Origin of the sequence: Tsuneonella sp. CC-YZS046, from assembly GCF_035581365.1 — a bacterium.
GTDB lineage: Bacteria > Pseudomonadota > Alphaproteobacteria > Sphingomonadales > Sphingomonadaceae > JAWKXU01.
In genome coordinates, this window is the sequence record NZ_CP141590.1 from 2,864,764 (window position 1) to 2,879,948 (window position 15,185).

The following is a 15,185-nucleotide window of genomic DNA, read 5'->3' on the forward strand; positions in this document are numbered from 1 at the left end:
CTTCGGCTCGGGGTTCGGAAAGGTCCGGCCTGCCGGTTGCGGCGACGCTGGCGATCATCGGAGAGGCCCGCGCCCTTGCTGCCTTCTTGAGAGGCGTTCGGGACGACAGCCGCCCCGGCCCGGCAACGGCGTTCGGCAGCTAATTTCCGCCGCGGCCACGAGCGGCCGCTTTGCATCGCGAAACAAATTAGCCGCCGCCCTGCCGTCCAGCGCTGCGCTTGGCCGCCACCCCGCGAGGGGCGGGGTTGGCGGTGCAGGCCCGGTTCGCCCGCCGTCTTTCGACGCCTGCGAAGGCCGCGAAGGGCGCGGTCAACCGATGAGAGGCGTCACCATGACAACCGACAATCCGCTTCCCGAACATGAACCCGGGCACGAGGAATCCCCCACCGCCTACCTGCTTCAGGAGATGGCCCTATACGGATACAGGCCCTTCGAGGACGAGCCCGACCAGCGCCCGCTCCCCGACTCCCGCTCAGCCGAGGGCGCAGTCGCCGACATCTTCGACGCGATGGTCTCGTGCCTGATCGACACGCGGCTCGAACCCGACCTTGAAGACCTGCTCTGGAACATCACCAACGTCTTCCAGCGCGCCGGTGAACGGATCGAGCGCGAGCTTGATGACAACGAGTTCGCCCAGAAGCGCAGCCAGCGCGAACAGGATGGCTCCGAGGTGAAGTCGGTCGAGCTGGAGCGGCTGCTGCGCGAGGGCGCGACCATGATCGAGCGCCGCGACGCGATGGAGTTCTTCCGCGACGCCTGTGCCGATCACTATCGCATCCATATCCGCAAAGCCTGGACGCCGCGCTCCGGCTCGAAGGTCAACCGCAAGGCGCTCACCTCGGCGGTGATCTCCAGCCGCGACTTCATCAATGCGCGCAAATGGGCCGACAAGCAGGTGCTCGTGCCGCCCGGCACCCGCATCGCGGTCTCCTCGGGTCCGGCGTTCAACGACGTCAATTTCATCTTCGCGACGCTGGACCGGATCAAGGCGAAGTTCCCCGGCATGGTGTTGCTGCATGGCGCGACCGGCACCGGCGGTGAGCACATCTCCGTCCTCTGGGCCGACAATCGCGGCGTCCCGAGCGTCCCCTTCGAGCCCGATTGGGACAAGCACAAGCGGGCCGCGCCGTTCAAGCGCAATGACGAAGTGCTTGAAACGATGCCGAAGGGTCTCGTCGTCTTTCCCGGCACCGGCATCCAGGACAACATCCGCGACAAGGCCAAGGCGATGGGCATCAAGGTCTGGGACTTCCGGCAGCGTGGCGGCGCGTAAGCGCCGCCAAACCTGTCACCCGATGGAAGCCCTGCCGCCGGCGATTGCCCGACATGGACGTAGGCAAGCCCGACCCTTCTAGTATATCGCCCGTTGCCGGTGATCCTGTGCGCGAAGCGAAGAGGGCTTCCCACATCCCTTCCCATTCCTGATTTGCTCGGCATGATTTCGCTATGGCCCCCGGCTAGGTTGATCGCGATTGCCCAAGCTGCCCGAGGCGTTCCGCGCTGTGCTGGTCGCAGGCCCGGATTGAGGCGCGCGGCAACAGCGGACGGCGGCGGCGCTGACACTGTTCGGCACGAGTCCACCCTGCGCCGTTCCTGACCGCCAATGCAGCCAGCATCCCTCTCGTTGCGCTTGGGACTGAGCGATTTCGTGACAGGGACATCCAGCTCCGGTCTCTGCGCGCACCATCCCCGCTCTTTGAGGCGCAATCCTTGGTCTGACGGATGGCCTGTCGCCATCAACCCGTAAAGGGTCCGCTACGCGAGCGTGCGGCCGTCAGGCTGCGCCTGTGCGGTGATTGCAGCCATCCGCCCGACACTTCGGGCGCCTGTCGAGCGGGGATGGTCCCCGCTCCGCAAGACAGGAGCCGGATCAATGTCCCTGGAAATCGCTCAGTCCCATGCCTGGAACCTCGCCCGGACGCTGATGACCTGCATCGTCGTCGTCAGGATCGCCGATCACCTGTTCGGCGTCGTTGAATCCCGCGAGTTCGACGGAGACGCCGCCAGCATCATTCACGAATATGATCCCTTCGCGCGTTGATCGACGCGCTTGACCCGCCTTCGGCGCTGGACCGCGCGCCGAAGGCGTCGCGCGGTCAGCAGTCGAGCCGGTAGCCCGCGCCGAGCGTGCCTCGCGTCTTCTCCATATACTGCGCAACAGCATCGGGCTCGTCCAGCGGCAAGGCAAAGGCCGCTGGCTTGCGCGTGCCTACCTTGCGCTTTCGCTCGCCCTTCTCGGTCGTGGTGCTGCGGATGGGGATCATGCCCGACTCCCTTAGCCGAGGAAGGTTTGCGCATCACCCGTCGCGAAGCCAGCGAAGACCAGGCGGCCGGCTTCGCCAGCCCCCCGCGCCCCGGATCGGATATGACGACGATCCCCGCCATCGCCGCCGCCCTTCCGCACACCCCGCTGGGCGTCCACTCGCCGATAGTCCCATCGCCGCTTTCGACGTCCCGGCCGGTCCCTTGGGCGTGGACGCGGGCGACCAGCCCAATCCCTTCGCAGCACCTCACTGGATTGCCTCGTCCTCGGCGGAAACGCGGGATCGGTGAATCCGGACGCGGCGGTCTGTCCTGTCGAACGATCCTGCCGGCACGGCAGGACGAAGGCGAGGATGAAGGGGAACGGGAGCGCCCAAGTGCGGCTACCGGGTCGATCGCGCCCTCATCGCCGCGAGATCCTCTGTTCTCGCACAGCGCTCCGCGCCGCTTCGCCGAGCGGACTGCCCCTCCGACTGACTGATCCCCTAAGCCCGTTCGGTTTTCGCAAGCAACCCCCGCGGCGTCCGAACCGTGTTGGCGCTGAAGCGCCTGCCCGCACCACTTCGGACCTTGGGGGTCAGGTCTCCGCTGCGCGTCGATGCCAGCGCCTCCCGACGGTCTTGGCCGGGTCTTGTCGGAGGGACGGTCCCTCGGACTTGAAGCAACGGAGACTTGAAATGCAGAACATCGTCATTCTCGCCGGCAACATCGGCCAGGACCCGGAAGCCCGCACCACACCAGGCGGCACCCTCATCACCCACTTCACCCTCGCCACCTCGCGCCCCCGTTACTCTGAGGGCAAGGTCGTTCGGGACGACAACGGCTACCGCGTCCAGGACACCGAATGGCACCGCATCACCGCCTTCAACGGCCTCGGCAAGACCATTCGGGACCATTGCGTGAAGGGGATGAAGGTGCTGGTTCGCGGCCGCATCCACTACACCAAGTGGACCGACCAGCAGGGCGTCGATCGCTACGGCTGTGAGATCATCGCCGAGACGGTGGACTTCCTCAGCCGGGGCAAGTCCGCTCAGACGGGCGGCGGCGCCTACGACGACCTCGACGACGACATCCCGTTCTGATCCGAGGCGCGAGAGGCCCGGCGGCGCAAGCCGCCGGGCCTTCTTTCGTTGGCGTTTCGGCCTGCGTTGCGATTATCCCAAGACGACTATAATAGTCGTTTTCATAGCGAATGACCCGAAGGTTGTGGAGGTGATCGTGCATGATCACTTCCCGCCAGGTGCGGGCCGCTCGCGCACTTCTCGGTTGGACGCAAGAGATGCTTGCAGACAAGGCCCTCGTTGCTCTGACCGCGCTCAAGCGTCTGGAATCAGAGAACGATCTGCCTGTGCGCGACGATACGCGGCACCAGGTAGTCAAGTCGCTAGAGGCAGCGGGAATCGTGTTTCTCGATTCGGATCGCGGTGAAGGCGTGATGATTGTGCGTGGTTCAACGAGCGGATCGCGAAAGTAACGGGCGTTGACGCCCGCTCGGTTATGCTCGCCGCATCGGACGACCATAGCAAATGCGGTGTAATTACTTCGCTTCATTATGGTGTATATTCCATGAATCAGCAGGCGCAGGGGGCTATGGCTGAAAGCGGAACGAGGCGATGGCGATAGCCGCTTTCGAGGATCGCGCCCCGGATGCGTCCCATGTGACCGACTATGATGAGCGCCATCATCGGACCTACTGGCGGCTGCTCGATGCGGCGGACGAAAATGCCGATTGGCGCGAAGCCGTCCGCATCATCTTCGGGATCGACCCCGCCGCTGAACCGGATCGCGCCCGCTCCGTCTATGACTCGCATCTCGCCCGCGCGCGCTGGATGACCGAGACCGGCTATCGGCACTATCTGCGCCCGCCGCCGAACTGAGAGCGGCCCCGGAAACACGCGCGGCGGTGCGTATAATCCCTTCAAAATGCTGACTTGAATCCGCTATGCGGCCGCCTGCCCGGCAGGTCTTCTCCGGGGCGGCGGACTTGCGAACATCTTCCAACGCGTTCCGCAGAGGGCCATGCTTGGGAGGGTTTCGATGCCGCCTGAGAAGGACTGGCGCGCGCCCCCGGACGAGGCCGGGGACGACGCGCTGCAATATTCGGACATCGCCATCGGCTATCTCGGCCGCAATGCCCGCTATCGCTCCGACTACCGCCGCGCGCTCGGCCGCGTGAAACGCGGCGCGATCTCCGCCGACGACGCGACCGCGGCCCTGGTCGATCACTGGGGGATCAGCTACCACGCCGCCCCCGGCGCGGCCTTCGACCGCAAGCTGGCGGTCGCGCGCCCCGACCTCTCGCCGGCCAGCATCATCCTCGCGCCCGCGGTCGCCGGCATCGGCGCCGGCCCGCTCGACTTGGCGGCGCTTGGCGACATTCGCGCCCGGATCAGGATGGGCGACTTCCTACATGTCATCCTCGCCGATCCAGATGGCGACGAGTATCTGTGCGTGTGCGGATCATGTCACCGCCCGATGGCCTTGATAGTGCCGATCGAACCCGCCCCCTTCGCGCGCCTCGCATCGGCCGAGCGCCTGTGCCGCCGCCTCAGCGGCATGGCAGCCGGGCCGCCGGCGCTGCGTCCGCCGCCCTTCCGGCGCGAACATCTCCTCACCCTGCTGCAAGTGCTCGACGGCCGCCGCGCGGGCGCCACCCAGCGCGAGTTGGCCGCCTCGCTGATCCACCCCAAGGTCCGCCACTACACGCCCACCGAATGGACGGACAGCGCAGAGCGCAAGTGCATCAGGCGCTGGCTCAAGGAAGCCGTCGAGCTGCGCGATGGCGGTTACATCCGGTTGCTGCGCGGCGGCTGAGGGGGACATTGGCGACCCGGTCTCCCGCGTCCCCTTCTCCGCATAGGGGGCATTTCGCCACCATTCCCTCCTGTCCGCCGGCCCTCTTTTCCGGGGCCGGCCATCATCAGGAGGATCATCATGGCCGAGCCTGTCGCCGCCACAACGCCACGCTATCTCAAGACGCCCGATGCGGCGATCCATCTCGGCCTCTCGGCCCGCACCTTGGAAAAGCATCGCTGCTTCGGCACCGGCCCGGTGTTCCGCCGCCTCGGCGGCCGCATCGTCTATGCGATCGACGACCTCGACGCCTGGGCCGCGCTCGGCACGCGCCGGTCCACGTCCGATCCGGGCAATGGCGTCGTCCATCCCGCCAAGCGCCTCCCCACCGATTGCGTGCGCCGCTGAGCGCCGATGCCCACCGCACGCTCCCTTTCCGGCCGGTCGAGCGCCGAGCGCACGCAGCTTGAGCTGTTCCGCTCGGTCCCCGGCGACCTTGCGGCCCGCGACGCGCAGGACTTGATGGCCTGGCCGTTCTTCTCGCTCGCCAAGGCCCGCCGCACCGCGCCCATCGACTTCCGCATGGGCGCGACATGGATCTCAGTCGAGGCCGTGCCCGAGCATGGCATGGCGACTATTTGGGACGCCGACGTGCTGATCTGGGCGGCGAGCCAGCTCATCGAGGCGCGCGACGCCGGACGGCCGACCTCGCGCCTGATGGTGACGACGCCGCACGAGATACTGGCGTTCACCCGGCGCGGCACCGGCAAGGCGAGCTACGAACGGCTGAAGGCCGCGCTCGACCGCCTGCAATCCACCACCGTCGCCACGTCGATCCGGCAGCAGCACCAGCGCCGCCGCCATCGCTTCTCATGGATCAACGAATGGCGCGAGTTGGCGGACGGCAACGGCCGCGCGCTCGGCATCGAGCTGATCCTGCCCGACTGGTTCTATGCCGGCGTGCTCGACCGCGCGCTCGTGCTGACCATCGACCGCGCCTATTTCGACCTGACCGGCGGCCTCGAACGCTGGCTCTACCGCATCGTGCGCAAGCATGGCGGGCGCCAGCAGGGCGGCTGGAGCTTTGACGTTCCGCACCTCTACTTCAAATCCGGCGTGCTCTCGCCGCTGCGCCGGTTCGCGTTCGAGCTGCGCGCCATCGCCGCGCGCCAACCGCTCCCCGGTTACGTCCTCACGCTCGAACATGCGCTCGGCCGCGACCGGCTGAATTTCACGCCCGTCCCCGTCGATCCGTTCGACGCTGCCATGCGCCGCGTCGGCCTCAAGCCTGTGGAGAACTGGCCATGAGGTTCGGACTATCGGGAACAGCCGGATTCGGACGATCGGGAACGCGAGACTCGGACTTCCGGGAACGCGCGATCCTCGCAAGCCCGCAGAAATCCTCGCGGAATCGGCTCCCTTCTAACAGTGCTAATAGAAAAGAATCCTTCGGATTCTTGCTAACGGCGCGCGCGGCTGTGGACAGCGCAGCGCCGTTCGCGGGCTTGGCGTTCGGTCGGCGGACAAGCCGCCGGCCTCGCCCCGCGCCCATCGCGACCCCCATCCCCGGAGACCTCCCATGATCGACGACCGGCCCCCCGCCGTGCGCGGCGGCGGCGCGTTCAGCGCGCTCGCCCGCGACGGCCTCACCCATGTCGAGCTGACCTGGATCGAGAAGAAGCTGGAGCACTGGATACGCTTCGGCCGCATCGCCCAAGACCGCATCCTGACGCGGCGCACCCGCGTCGTCAGCTTCCGTCCGGGCGCCGTCTTCGCGTTCGTGCGCTGGGCGGCCAACGACTTCGGCACGATCGTTTCGCGTATCGACGTGGTGCGCGCGGTCGCCGCCAACGAAGCCTACACGACGCTGCCGTTCGTGCGGCCGGGTGGCGACATCCTGCTCAAGATCGAGGGCTGGCTGAAAGTCCAACAGGTGCTCGCCGCGATCGACGCGGTGGAGGCGGCCGGCGTCGATCCCTGCGATGCGGCGGCCGACCATTGGCGGCACGTCCACAACCGCATCGCCGCCGGCCATCAGCCGCGCCTCTACACGATCGAGCGCCATCACGCCTGGCTCAAGCGCCGGGAGATCGAGGGATGAAGCGCCGCCGCTATGTCATGGCGACAGCCATCGCCGCTTCCGGTTTCGTCGCGGCCTTCGTCGCCGTCGCCGTCGCCGATCCGCTCCCGCGCGTCATCTGGAACGCGAGCGCCAGCGCGCCGATCGGGCTCTACCGCATCCATCCCGACAGCGATCCGCCGCCCGGCGCGCTAGTCGCCGTCGCGCCGCCCGAACGGCTGGCGCATTGGCTTTCAGTGCGCGGCTATCTGCCCGAGGGCGTGCCGCTGCTGAAGCATGTCGCGGCGAAGGCCGGGCAGCGGGTTTGCCGTGCCGGCGCCGTCGTGAGCGTCGATGCCCGGCGCGTCGCCATCGCCCGCGCGCGTGACGGCAGGGGCCGTCCGCTGCCGGTCTGGCAGGGGTGTCGCACCCTGCGACCGGGCGAGCTGCTGCTGCTCAATCCTGCCCATCCCGACAGTCTGGACGGCCGCTATTTCGGCCCGCTGCCGGCCTCCGCCGTCATCGGACGGGCAACGCCGCTGTGGCTGCGCGCGCCGTCCCCATCGCCTTCACCCCCCCCAAGCCAAGGAGATCGGCCATGCAAGTGAACATCTTTGAATCCACTGCCAACGGCTATGCCGGACGCGCTCGCTACTTCGGCATCACCGAGGCGATCGTGCTTGTCGCGCTCGATCCGAGCGATGCCGAGAACGCGCCCGACTACCGTGTCCACCTCGACGACGAGGACGGTCCCGAAGTCGGCGGCGCGTGGAAACGGGTCGGCGAACGCGCGGGCGACTATATCGCGCTGGAGATCGACAGCCCGCTTTTCCCGGCGGCGTTCCGGCCGGTGCTGTTCCGCGCCGATGACAATGGGCGGACGTTCCGGCTGTCGTGGAAACGCCCCCGGCCGCGCGACGATCGGAGCTGATCGGTGCCTTTCCCGATCATCCCTCTGTTCGCGGAAAGGCCGCATCATCCCTCCGTCCCGCTCGGTCGCAGGCCGGCCGACGCGCGCAGCGAAGGTCAAGGGCGGCCCCCGGCCGGCGCATCGCGCGCACCCTTTACAGCAGCGAGCACGCTGGCAGGCTGGCGGCGGAGCGGGGGCGGGTCGGCCGCCATGCTCGCGGTCCTGCTGCTGCTCACGCCGGGCGCTGCGCCCGTCGCCGCGCTGGCGCAGGACGCGCCCCCCGAGCGATCGGCCGCGCGCCATCCCTATGCCGCCCATGTCACCGACGCGGCCCGGCGCTTCGGCATCCCCGAACGCTGGATATGGGCCGTCATGCGCGTCGAGAGCAACGGCGATGTTCGCGCTGTCTCGACGGCCGGGGCGATGGGCCTCATGCAGATCATGCCCGGCACCTGGGCGAGGCTGCGCGCGCGCCATCGCCTCGGGTCCGATCCGTTCGATCCGCGCGACAACATCATGGCGGGCGCGGCCTATCTGCGCGAGATGCACGACCGCTACGGCAACGTGACGGCGATGCTGGCCTCCTACAATGCGGGGCCGGGCCGCTACGACGAACACCTGTCGCGTGGTCGGCCGCTGCCCGCCGAGACGCGCGCCTATCTCGCAAAGCTGGCGTCGATCACGGGTGGTTCGGACGACACTCAGCTTGCCACCGCGCCGCCATCCGATCCGTTCGCATGGCGCCGCGCCGCGCTATTCGCGGTGCGGCCGGGCGCGGTTTCGCCTGCGCCGCTATCCGCCGATCGCACGGCATCCGAGGTGCAGCCGGAACGACCGGCCGACGCCCGCGCCGGGCTTGTCATGGCCGATGCTGCCCCGCCTTCCAACAGCCTGTTCGTCCCGCTTTCCGGCCGCTCACCGCCATGAGCGGCTCTCGCGCGCTCTGGCGGGTTTCGGCGCAGGCTTTCGCAACGCCGGAAGGGAGCAGTGCTGTCTTTCTGAAGGGGGAAGGTCGAGGGCAAGATAAAGGGCGGCAATGTGCGGAGCCCCTGCGCCTCGGTTGTGGCCTTGATTCTCAAGGCTTTCGGGCATTGCTGCGCAATGTGTGCGGAAATCCCGCACTGTGCGGCGTAGGGCCAAAGCCTGCCGCCATCAGGGTTTGCCGCACATTGCGGCCTGTCGCGCCATGAGCCGCGACGACGATTTCCGCATCCGGCCTGGCCGCATCCGCTCGCGGGGCAGCCAGCGGGCGCTGCCGATCATCAACCAGGCGCTCGCCGCTGCGCAGAGGGCGGGCGGCCATGTCTCGCGGCAGGGCCGGATCATCGCGCCGGGCCGCTCGACCTTCGGCCGGGGCCGCGTGGCGAGCGTGCGCGCGACCCACCGGCTCGGGCACCGATCGCGCCAGGTCGTCGTAAAGGCGCGCGTCGTCCGGCACGGCGGCCGCGCCTCGCTCGCTGCTCACCTCAATTACCTGCAACGCGATGGCGTCACCCGCGACGGCGAAAAGGGCGTGCTGTTCGGCGCGGAGGCGGACGGCCTCGACCGCAACGAGTTTGCGGCGCGTTGCGAGGACGACCGCCACCATTTCCGGTTCATCGTCTCGCCCGAGGACGCCGAGCAGATGCGCGACCTTAAGGGCTTCACCCGCGAGCTGATGACGCGGATGGAAAAGGATCTCGGCACCCACCTGGACTGGCGCGCGGTCGAGCATTGGAACACCGACAACCCGCACGTCCACATCATCGTGCGCGGCGTCGCCGAGGACGGGCAGAACCTCGTCATCTCGCGCGACTATATCCGCGAGGGGATGCGGGCGCAGGCGCGCGAGATCGTCACCCAGGAACTCGGCCCGCGCAGCGACCTTGAAATCCGGCAATCGCTGGAGCGGCAGGTCGAGGCCGAACGCTGGACCGAGATCGACCGCGACCTTTCGCGGACCATGCAGCGCAACGGGCTGATCGACATGGCGCCCGAGCCCGGCGTCCGGCCCGACGGCGACCATGTGCTGAGGATGGGACGGCTGCGCAGGCTGGAGCGGCTCAGCCTCGCCAGCGAGATCGCACCCGGCCAATGGACGCTGGCGGATAACGCCCAGGCCGCCTTGCGCGAGCTGGGCGAGCGCGACGACATCATCAAGCGGATGCACAAGGCGATGAGCGACCGCGGCATCGACCGGGGCGCCGGCAGCTACGTCCTCGACGCCGATCCGGCTCAGCCCGTTGTCGGCAGGCTCGTCGATCGCGGCCTGCATGACGAGCTGACCGGCAAAGCCTATGCGATCGTGGACGGGATCGACGGCCGCACCCACCATGTCCAGCTTCCCGACATCGAGGCGACCGGCGATTGCCGGCCCGGCGCGATCGTCGAGCTGCGCCGCTTCGAGGATCGGAAAGGCCGGCAGCGGGTGGCGCTGGCCGTGCGTTCCGACATGGACATCGAGGCGCAGGTTCGCGCGCCGGGGGCGACCTGGCTTGACCGGCGCAACCTGTCGAGCGACGGCCATGATCTTGGCGGCGGCTTCGGGACCGAGGTGCGGGCCGCGATGGAAGCGCGCGCCGAGCATCTCGCCGACGAGGGGCTGGCGCGGCGGCAGAGCCAGCGCATCATCTTCGCGCGCAACCTGCTCGACACGCTCAGCCACCGCGAGCTGGACGAAGCCGCCAAGGAACTGTCGGCCGAGGTCAACCTGCCGCACGCGCCGTCCAAGGCCGGGGAGTATGTCGCGGGCACGGTGCGCCAGCGCATCACGCTCGCCTCGGGCCGCTTTGCCATGATCGACAACGGCCTGAGCTTCCAGCTCGTGCCCTGGTCTCCCTCGCTCGACCGCCAGATCGGCAAGCACATCTCCGGCGTCATGCGCGGTGATGGTGGTGTCGATTGGTCGCTTGGAAGGGGAATTGAGTTGGGAATTTAGGCCGGATCGACATTCAGGATTCCTAAAAGGTTTGATCGCTGATTCATAGGGCTCTGTGTTGGACCGCGGAGCGGACGATGGGGATCAAGCGATACGAGTTGAGCGATGGGCAGTGGGCGAAGATTGCACTGCTGCTGCCGGGCAAGGCAGGTGATCCTGGACGGACGGGATCGGATAACCGGTTGTTTGTGAACGGATGTTTGTGGGTTTTGCGCTCTGGCGCTCACTGGTGCGACCTGCCTGAGCGCTATGGCCGCTGGAAGACCGTGCACCGGCGCTTCAGTCGCTGGTGTGACAAGGGAGTATGGGAGCGGGTGTTCGCCGCGCTCACCAGGGATCGCGACAATCAGTATCTGATGATCGACAGCACCATCGTTCGCGCCCACCAGCAGGCAGCGACCGGAAAAGGGGGGCGCAAGACCAGGCGCTGGGGCGTTCCCGAGGAGGGCTGACGACCAAAATCCACATGCTGGCCGACGCGCTGGGGCGGCCGCTGCGCTTCTCCATAACGGCTGGGCAGGCTCATGACATCACCGCTGCTCCAGCCTTGCTCGAAGGTCAGAAAGCCGGGGCCATTCTCGCCGATAAAGCCTATGACAGCAATGGCTTACGAGAGACGATCGCGCAGATGGAGGCGCAAGCCGTGATCCCGTCCAAGCGTCATCGCAAGGTCTTCATCCCGCACGACACCCAACTCTACAAACAGCGCAACCGGATCGAGCGATGTTTCAACCGCCTCAAGCATTTCCGCCGCTTTGCGACACGCTACGATCGGCGCACCATCCATTTCGCCGGCTTCATACACCTCGCCGCCGCCATGATCTGGTTACGCTGAATGTCGATCGGCCCTAGTGGAAGGATTGACCAAGCTTGCCAGCCGCTTCCAAGCCTGGTGCCAAGAAATCAGCCGTTCGCAAGCTAGCAGACCTATTCCGCCGGATCATGATCGGAAGCTTCCGACCGCGCTCAAAATCACGCCCACCGACCGTCGGCCCACAGCCGCCTCGAACGTTCCTACAAAGTCTGAATCGCAAGACGTTTGGGCTGCTCCCGCAGACACTAGCGCAGCAGGCGAAGCTCAAGGCGCGTCCATTTATTCGGCGGCGGCTGGCGTGCGCTTCTGTCGGCTATTGTGCCAAAAACCGAGGATTAACACCGCACCCATGGTAAGCTGGGCGACGACAGGCTGGAGCGCGGGGAAGATGCCGAGCAAGGAGATTCGAGGGAAGCCATGAAGCGGGCGAATGTCGATTAGCCCAGCTTCCTGCAAAGCGGCCACGCCCTTACCGACCAGCACAACGGCCAACACGGCCATCAGCGCGGAACTGTAGGCGAAGAATTTCGCAACCGGGAGGCGGCGGCTGTATCGCAGCATCGCCCATCCAATGACGGCAAGCAGGCCAATCGCAGTAGCCGCGCCCGCAAGGACGACGCCGCCATTGCCTTGAGTCCAGAGCGCAGCATAGAAAAGAATCGTCTCGAACACCTCGCGATAGACGACGATGAAAGCGAGTCCGAACAGGAACCAAGCTGAGCCACGCGACAGCGCTTTGCCCAGCGTCGCCTTGATATAGCGCTGCCATTCGTCGGCCTGGGACTTGCCGTGCATCCAGATACCGACCGACAAGAGGACAATCGCAGCAAACAGCGAACCGAACCCTTCGGTCAGTTCACGGCTGGCGCCGCTGATGCCGATTACAAACGTCGCCGCGGCCCAGGTTGCCGCGCCCGCGACCAGCGCCGCGATCCAGCCGGCATGGACATAGGGCAGGACATCGCTGCGCTCAGCCTTGCGTAGAAATGCGATCATCGCGACCACGATGAGCAGGGCTTCAAGTCCTTCGCGCAGAAGGATGGTGAGCGCACCGAGGAACGTCGAGACATCGCTGACCGCATCGGGCGACAGGGCAGCCTCGGCATCGGTGAACAGGCTGTCGAGCACATCGACCTTGGTCGCGAGGTCGGATGCAGGAGCGCCGCGGCCGATCGCGCCGCGCAGTTCGCCCATCGCGCTCTCAATCCGGCCCATCAGGGTGGCGTCGCGCGCGGTCAGCATGGGTTCCAGCGGCTCGAACCCGTCGAGATAGGCGGACAGCGCCAACTCCTCGGCGGCGCGGCGATCCCCCGCCTGGTAGGCCGCAAGGCTCTGGTGGAGCTTTTCGCGGGCCAGCGACAGGGAGCCTGCGGGCACCGCAACGACGGCCTTGGGGTTGGCGCGCAGATAGGCGATCACTGCGTCCGCCTTGTTCGGGCCGATGGCGGCGCTCAGCGTCGCCGGGGTCATTGTCGCAAGCGTGGTCAGGTCGGGGATGCGCTTGCGAATCGACGCATCACTCTTCCACAGCCGCTCGCCGGCGCTGACGTCGCGGAACGCGAGGCTGCCGGCGTGGAGCGCCAGCGCCCAGCGGTCTTGGGCCGGCAGGTCGGCGAAGCTCTGCATCGCGGTGCCGTCAAGACCCTGCCCGATCACCTGATAGAGCGCGAACAGGCTGCGTTCACGCGCGCGGCCCGGATCGGCGAACGCAACCGGCGGCGGATCGAGCTTGGCCGCATCCGGGCCATGAGCATCGCCGGTCAGCCCATGGCAGCTCGCGCAATTCTTGGCGTAGAGTTGGGCGCCGCGCGCCGGGTCGGGCGCGGTGGCCGGCGCGAGCGGCACCGGATAGGCTGCCAGCAGATCGCCGGCCAGCCCGCGCGCCGCCCTGGCAACGGCCTCCGGCTCGGCCCTGGCCGCCACAAGCCGCTGGAGCGCCTCGGCTTGCCGGACCAGATCCACGCGGGCAGCGTCCGCGGGGAGCGCAGCGAGGCGGCTGCGCACCGAGGCGGAGAACTCGGTCATCTCGGCATATTCGCCAGCGCTGACGATCCGGCCATGCGAAACAGCACCTGCATAGTCGACCGCGACATAGTCGAGCAGGCGCCATACCGTCTGAACGGCACCGGTATCGGCGGTATCGGCGCGCGCGAGCGCGGGGACGCCCAGCCCGAACAGCATCAGGGCGAGCAGGAGCGCGGAGCGAAGGGGACGGACAGGAGACATTGCGACCTTAAGCGAGACGCGGTTGCGTGCGGCGTTCGGCCAGCGCGCTGCGCACAATCTCATATGCTGAGTGAAGGAACAGCAGAGCGATCACGCCAGCGACGATGAGATCTGGCCAAGCGCTTTGCGCCCAGGCTACCAGCCCGGCCGCGACGATCACCGCGACATTGGCAAGCGCATCGTTGCGGCTGAACAGCCAGATGGCGCGGACATTGGCGTCGCCCTCGCGGAAACGGGCGAGCACGAACGCCGCGCCGACATTGACCAGCAAGGCCACGACGCCGATGCCGCCCATTAGCTCGGCCTCGGGCGCAACCGCATTCATCGCCCGCCACGCCGCGAAGGCGATCACGCCGACCCCGAGGGCGCCGAGGAACAGTCCTTGCGTCAACGCAATCCGGGCGCGTGCATGTGCGGTCCAGCCGAGGGCTAAAAGCCCGACCAGAGTGATCGACCCGTCGCCGATGAAGTCAAGCGCGTCGGCTTTCAGAGCCTGGCTGTCGGCGACGAACCCGCCGACGATCTCCAGCAGTCCGAAGCCGAGGTTGAGAATGACGACGATCCACAAGGCGCGGGCATAAGCCGGGTCACGCTCCGCCCGTTTGGCGTCACCGGTGCAGCCGCACCCGTCTGATTCGCTCTCGCTCATCATGCGTGCATAGAACCTCCAGTTACTGTAGGAGCAAGCAAATTGCGAACCATTAGCAACTGGGAGTTTCCGTGACCGCTGCCTCACGCCTGATGATTGGCGACCTTGCCCGCCGGACCAGCACCAAGGTCAACACGATCCGCTTCTACGAAGAGATCGGGCTCATGCCCCGCGCGGCGCGCACCGATGGCGGCCGACGCACCTATGGCGAGAGCGATTTACGCCGGCTGTCATTCATCCGTCATGGCCGCGGCCTGGGATTTTCGATCGACGAGATCCGCTCGCTGATCGCGCTCTCGGAGCAGCCCGATCAGGATTGCTCCGAAGCCGCCGCGATCGCCCGTCGCCACCTCGACGGCATCGACGAACGCATCGCGCGTCTCACGCGGCTGCGCAACGAGCTTTCGCGCGTCGCGAAATCCTGTGCGGGCGGCCGTGCGGCTGACTGCAGCGTCATAGAGGCGATTGCGGAAGTCGAGCTACTTCCGGCGATCTAAGCTATCAAACTGCTCGGTGTTCCCCCTCACTTCGTTGGCATTGCCTTCGATATAACAT

17 protein-coding genes and 1 pseudogene are annotated in these 15,185 nt (G+C 67.1%); 15 read left to right on the forward strand and 3 right to left on the reverse strand.

All coding sequences use genetic code 11. The features are described 5' to 3' along the window. The first annotated feature begins 331 nt into the window (after positions 1–331). Positions 332–1,273 carry a DUF2493 domain-containing protein gene (locus U8326_RS14100; protein WP_324740976.1) on the forward strand — a complete coding sequence of 314 codons (942 nt, stop codon included), beginning with the start codon at positions 332–334 and terminating at the stop codon, positions 1,271–1,273. 600 nt (positions 1,274–1,873) lie between these two features. After that, the gene (locus U8326_RS14105; protein WP_324740978.1) at positions 1,874–2,041 is read left to right on the forward strand and encodes a hypothetical protein; all 168 of its coding nucleotides are present in this window, start codon (positions 1,874–1,876) and stop codon (positions 2,039–2,041) included. 55 nt (positions 2,042–2,096) lie between these two features. On the opposite strand, the gene U8326_RS14110 is transcribed toward U8326_RS14105, so the two are convergent. After that, entirely contained in the window at positions 2,097–2,264 is a 168-nt protein-coding gene (locus U8326_RS14110; RefSeq protein ID WP_324740979.1) for a hypothetical protein, read from the reverse strand. A 675-nt stretch (positions 2,265–2,939) separates the two neighbouring features. Here U8326_RS14110 and U8326_RS14115 point away from each other — a divergent pair. The 12 genes and pseudogenes from U8326_RS14115 to U8326_RS14170 all read left to right on the forward strand — a co-directional run bounded on the left by U8326_RS14115 (position 2,940) and on the right by U8326_RS14170 (position 11,776). Next, the gene (locus tag U8326_RS14115; RefSeq protein WP_324740980.1) at positions 2,940–3,344 is read left to right on the forward strand and encodes a single-stranded DNA-binding protein; all 405 of its coding nucleotides are present in this window, start codon (positions 2,940–2,942) and stop codon (positions 3,342–3,344) included. 140 nt (positions 3,345–3,484) lie between these two features. Then, entirely contained in the window at positions 3,485–3,736 is a 252-nt protein-coding gene (locus U8326_RS14120) for a helix-turn-helix transcriptional regulator (protein WP_324740981.1), read from the forward strand. Positions 3,737–3,875: 139 nt separating this feature from the next. Then, positions 3,876–4,139, forward strand: coding sequence for a DNA -binding domain-containing protein (locus U8326_RS14125; RefSeq protein ID WP_324740983.1), 264 nt, complete (start codon positions 3,876–3,878; stop codon positions 4,137–4,139). A 142-nt stretch (positions 4,140–4,281) separates the two neighbouring features. Then, positions 4,282–5,076 carry a DUF2285 domain-containing protein gene (locus U8326_RS14130; RefSeq protein ID WP_324740984.1) on the forward strand — a complete coding sequence of 265 codons (795 nt, stop codon included), beginning with the start codon at positions 4,282–4,284 and terminating at the stop codon, positions 5,074–5,076. A 120-nt stretch (positions 5,077–5,196) separates the two neighbouring features. Beyond that, entirely contained in the window at positions 5,197–5,463 is a 267-nt protein-coding gene (locus tag U8326_RS14135) for a helix-turn-helix transcriptional regulator (protein WP_324740986.1), read from the forward strand. A 6-nt stretch (positions 5,464–5,469) separates the two neighbouring features. Next, positions 5,470–6,363 (forward strand): replication initiator protein A, encoded by an 894-nt coding sequence (locus tag U8326_RS14140; protein ID WP_324740987.1) that lies wholly within the window; start codon positions 5,470–5,472, stop codon positions 6,361–6,363. 271 nt (positions 6,364–6,634) lie between these two features. Next, positions 6,635–7,156, forward strand: coding sequence for a DUF2840 domain-containing protein (locus tag U8326_RS14145; RefSeq protein ID WP_324740988.1), 522 nt, complete (start codon positions 6,635–6,637; stop codon positions 7,154–7,156). Then, complete coding sequence (locus U8326_RS14150) at positions 7,153–7,722, forward strand: S26 family signal peptidase (RefSeq protein ID WP_324740989.1); 570 nt, start codon at positions 7,153–7,155, stop codon at positions 7,720–7,722. Before U8326_RS14145 ends, U8326_RS14150 begins: the two co-directional genes overlap by 4 nt. Further along, positions 7,713–8,045 carry a DUF736 domain-containing protein gene (locus U8326_RS14155; protein ID WP_324740991.1) on the forward strand — a complete coding sequence of 111 codons (333 nt, stop codon included), beginning with the start codon at positions 7,713–7,715 and terminating at the stop codon, positions 8,043–8,045. The genes U8326_RS14150 and U8326_RS14155 overlap by 10 nt, the downstream gene beginning before the upstream one ends. Before the next feature lie 3 nt (positions 8,046–8,048). Next, positions 8,049–8,951, forward strand: a complete 903-nt coding sequence (locus tag U8326_RS14160; RefSeq protein ID WP_324740992.1) for a lytic transglycosylase domain-containing protein — start codon at positions 8,049–8,051, stop codon at positions 8,949–8,951. 259 nt (positions 8,952–9,210) lie between these two features. Next, entirely contained in the window at positions 9,211–10,941 is a 1,731-nt protein-coding gene (locus U8326_RS14165) for a relaxase/mobilization nuclease domain-containing protein (RefSeq protein WP_324740994.1), read from the forward strand. Between the two features lie 77 nt (positions 10,942–11,018). After that, positions 11,019–11,776 (forward strand): annotated as a pseudogene (locus U8326_RS14170) (IS5 family transposase). Positions 11,777–12,034: 258 nt separating this feature from the next. Here U8326_RS14170 and U8326_RS14175 read toward each other — a convergent pair. Continuing rightward, positions 12,035–13,981: a cytochrome c/FTR1 family iron permease gene (locus tag U8326_RS14175; RefSeq protein ID WP_324743621.1), complete on the reverse strand. Its 1,947-nt coding sequence runs from the start codon at positions 13,979–13,981 to the stop codon at positions 12,035–12,037. Between the two features lie 7 nt (positions 13,982–13,988). Further along, positions 13,989–14,630, reverse strand: a complete 642-nt coding sequence (locus tag U8326_RS14180; protein WP_416385535.1) for a cation transporter — start codon at positions 14,628–14,630, stop codon at positions 13,989–13,991. 92 nt (positions 14,631–14,722) lie between these two features. Between U8326_RS14180 and U8326_RS14185 the strand changes: the two genes are divergently transcribed. Beyond that, positions 14,723–15,127, forward strand: a complete 405-nt coding sequence (locus tag U8326_RS14185; protein ID WP_324743622.1) for a MerR family transcriptional regulator — start codon at positions 14,723–14,725, stop codon at positions 15,125–15,127. Positions 15,128–15,185: the final 58 nt, after the last annotated feature.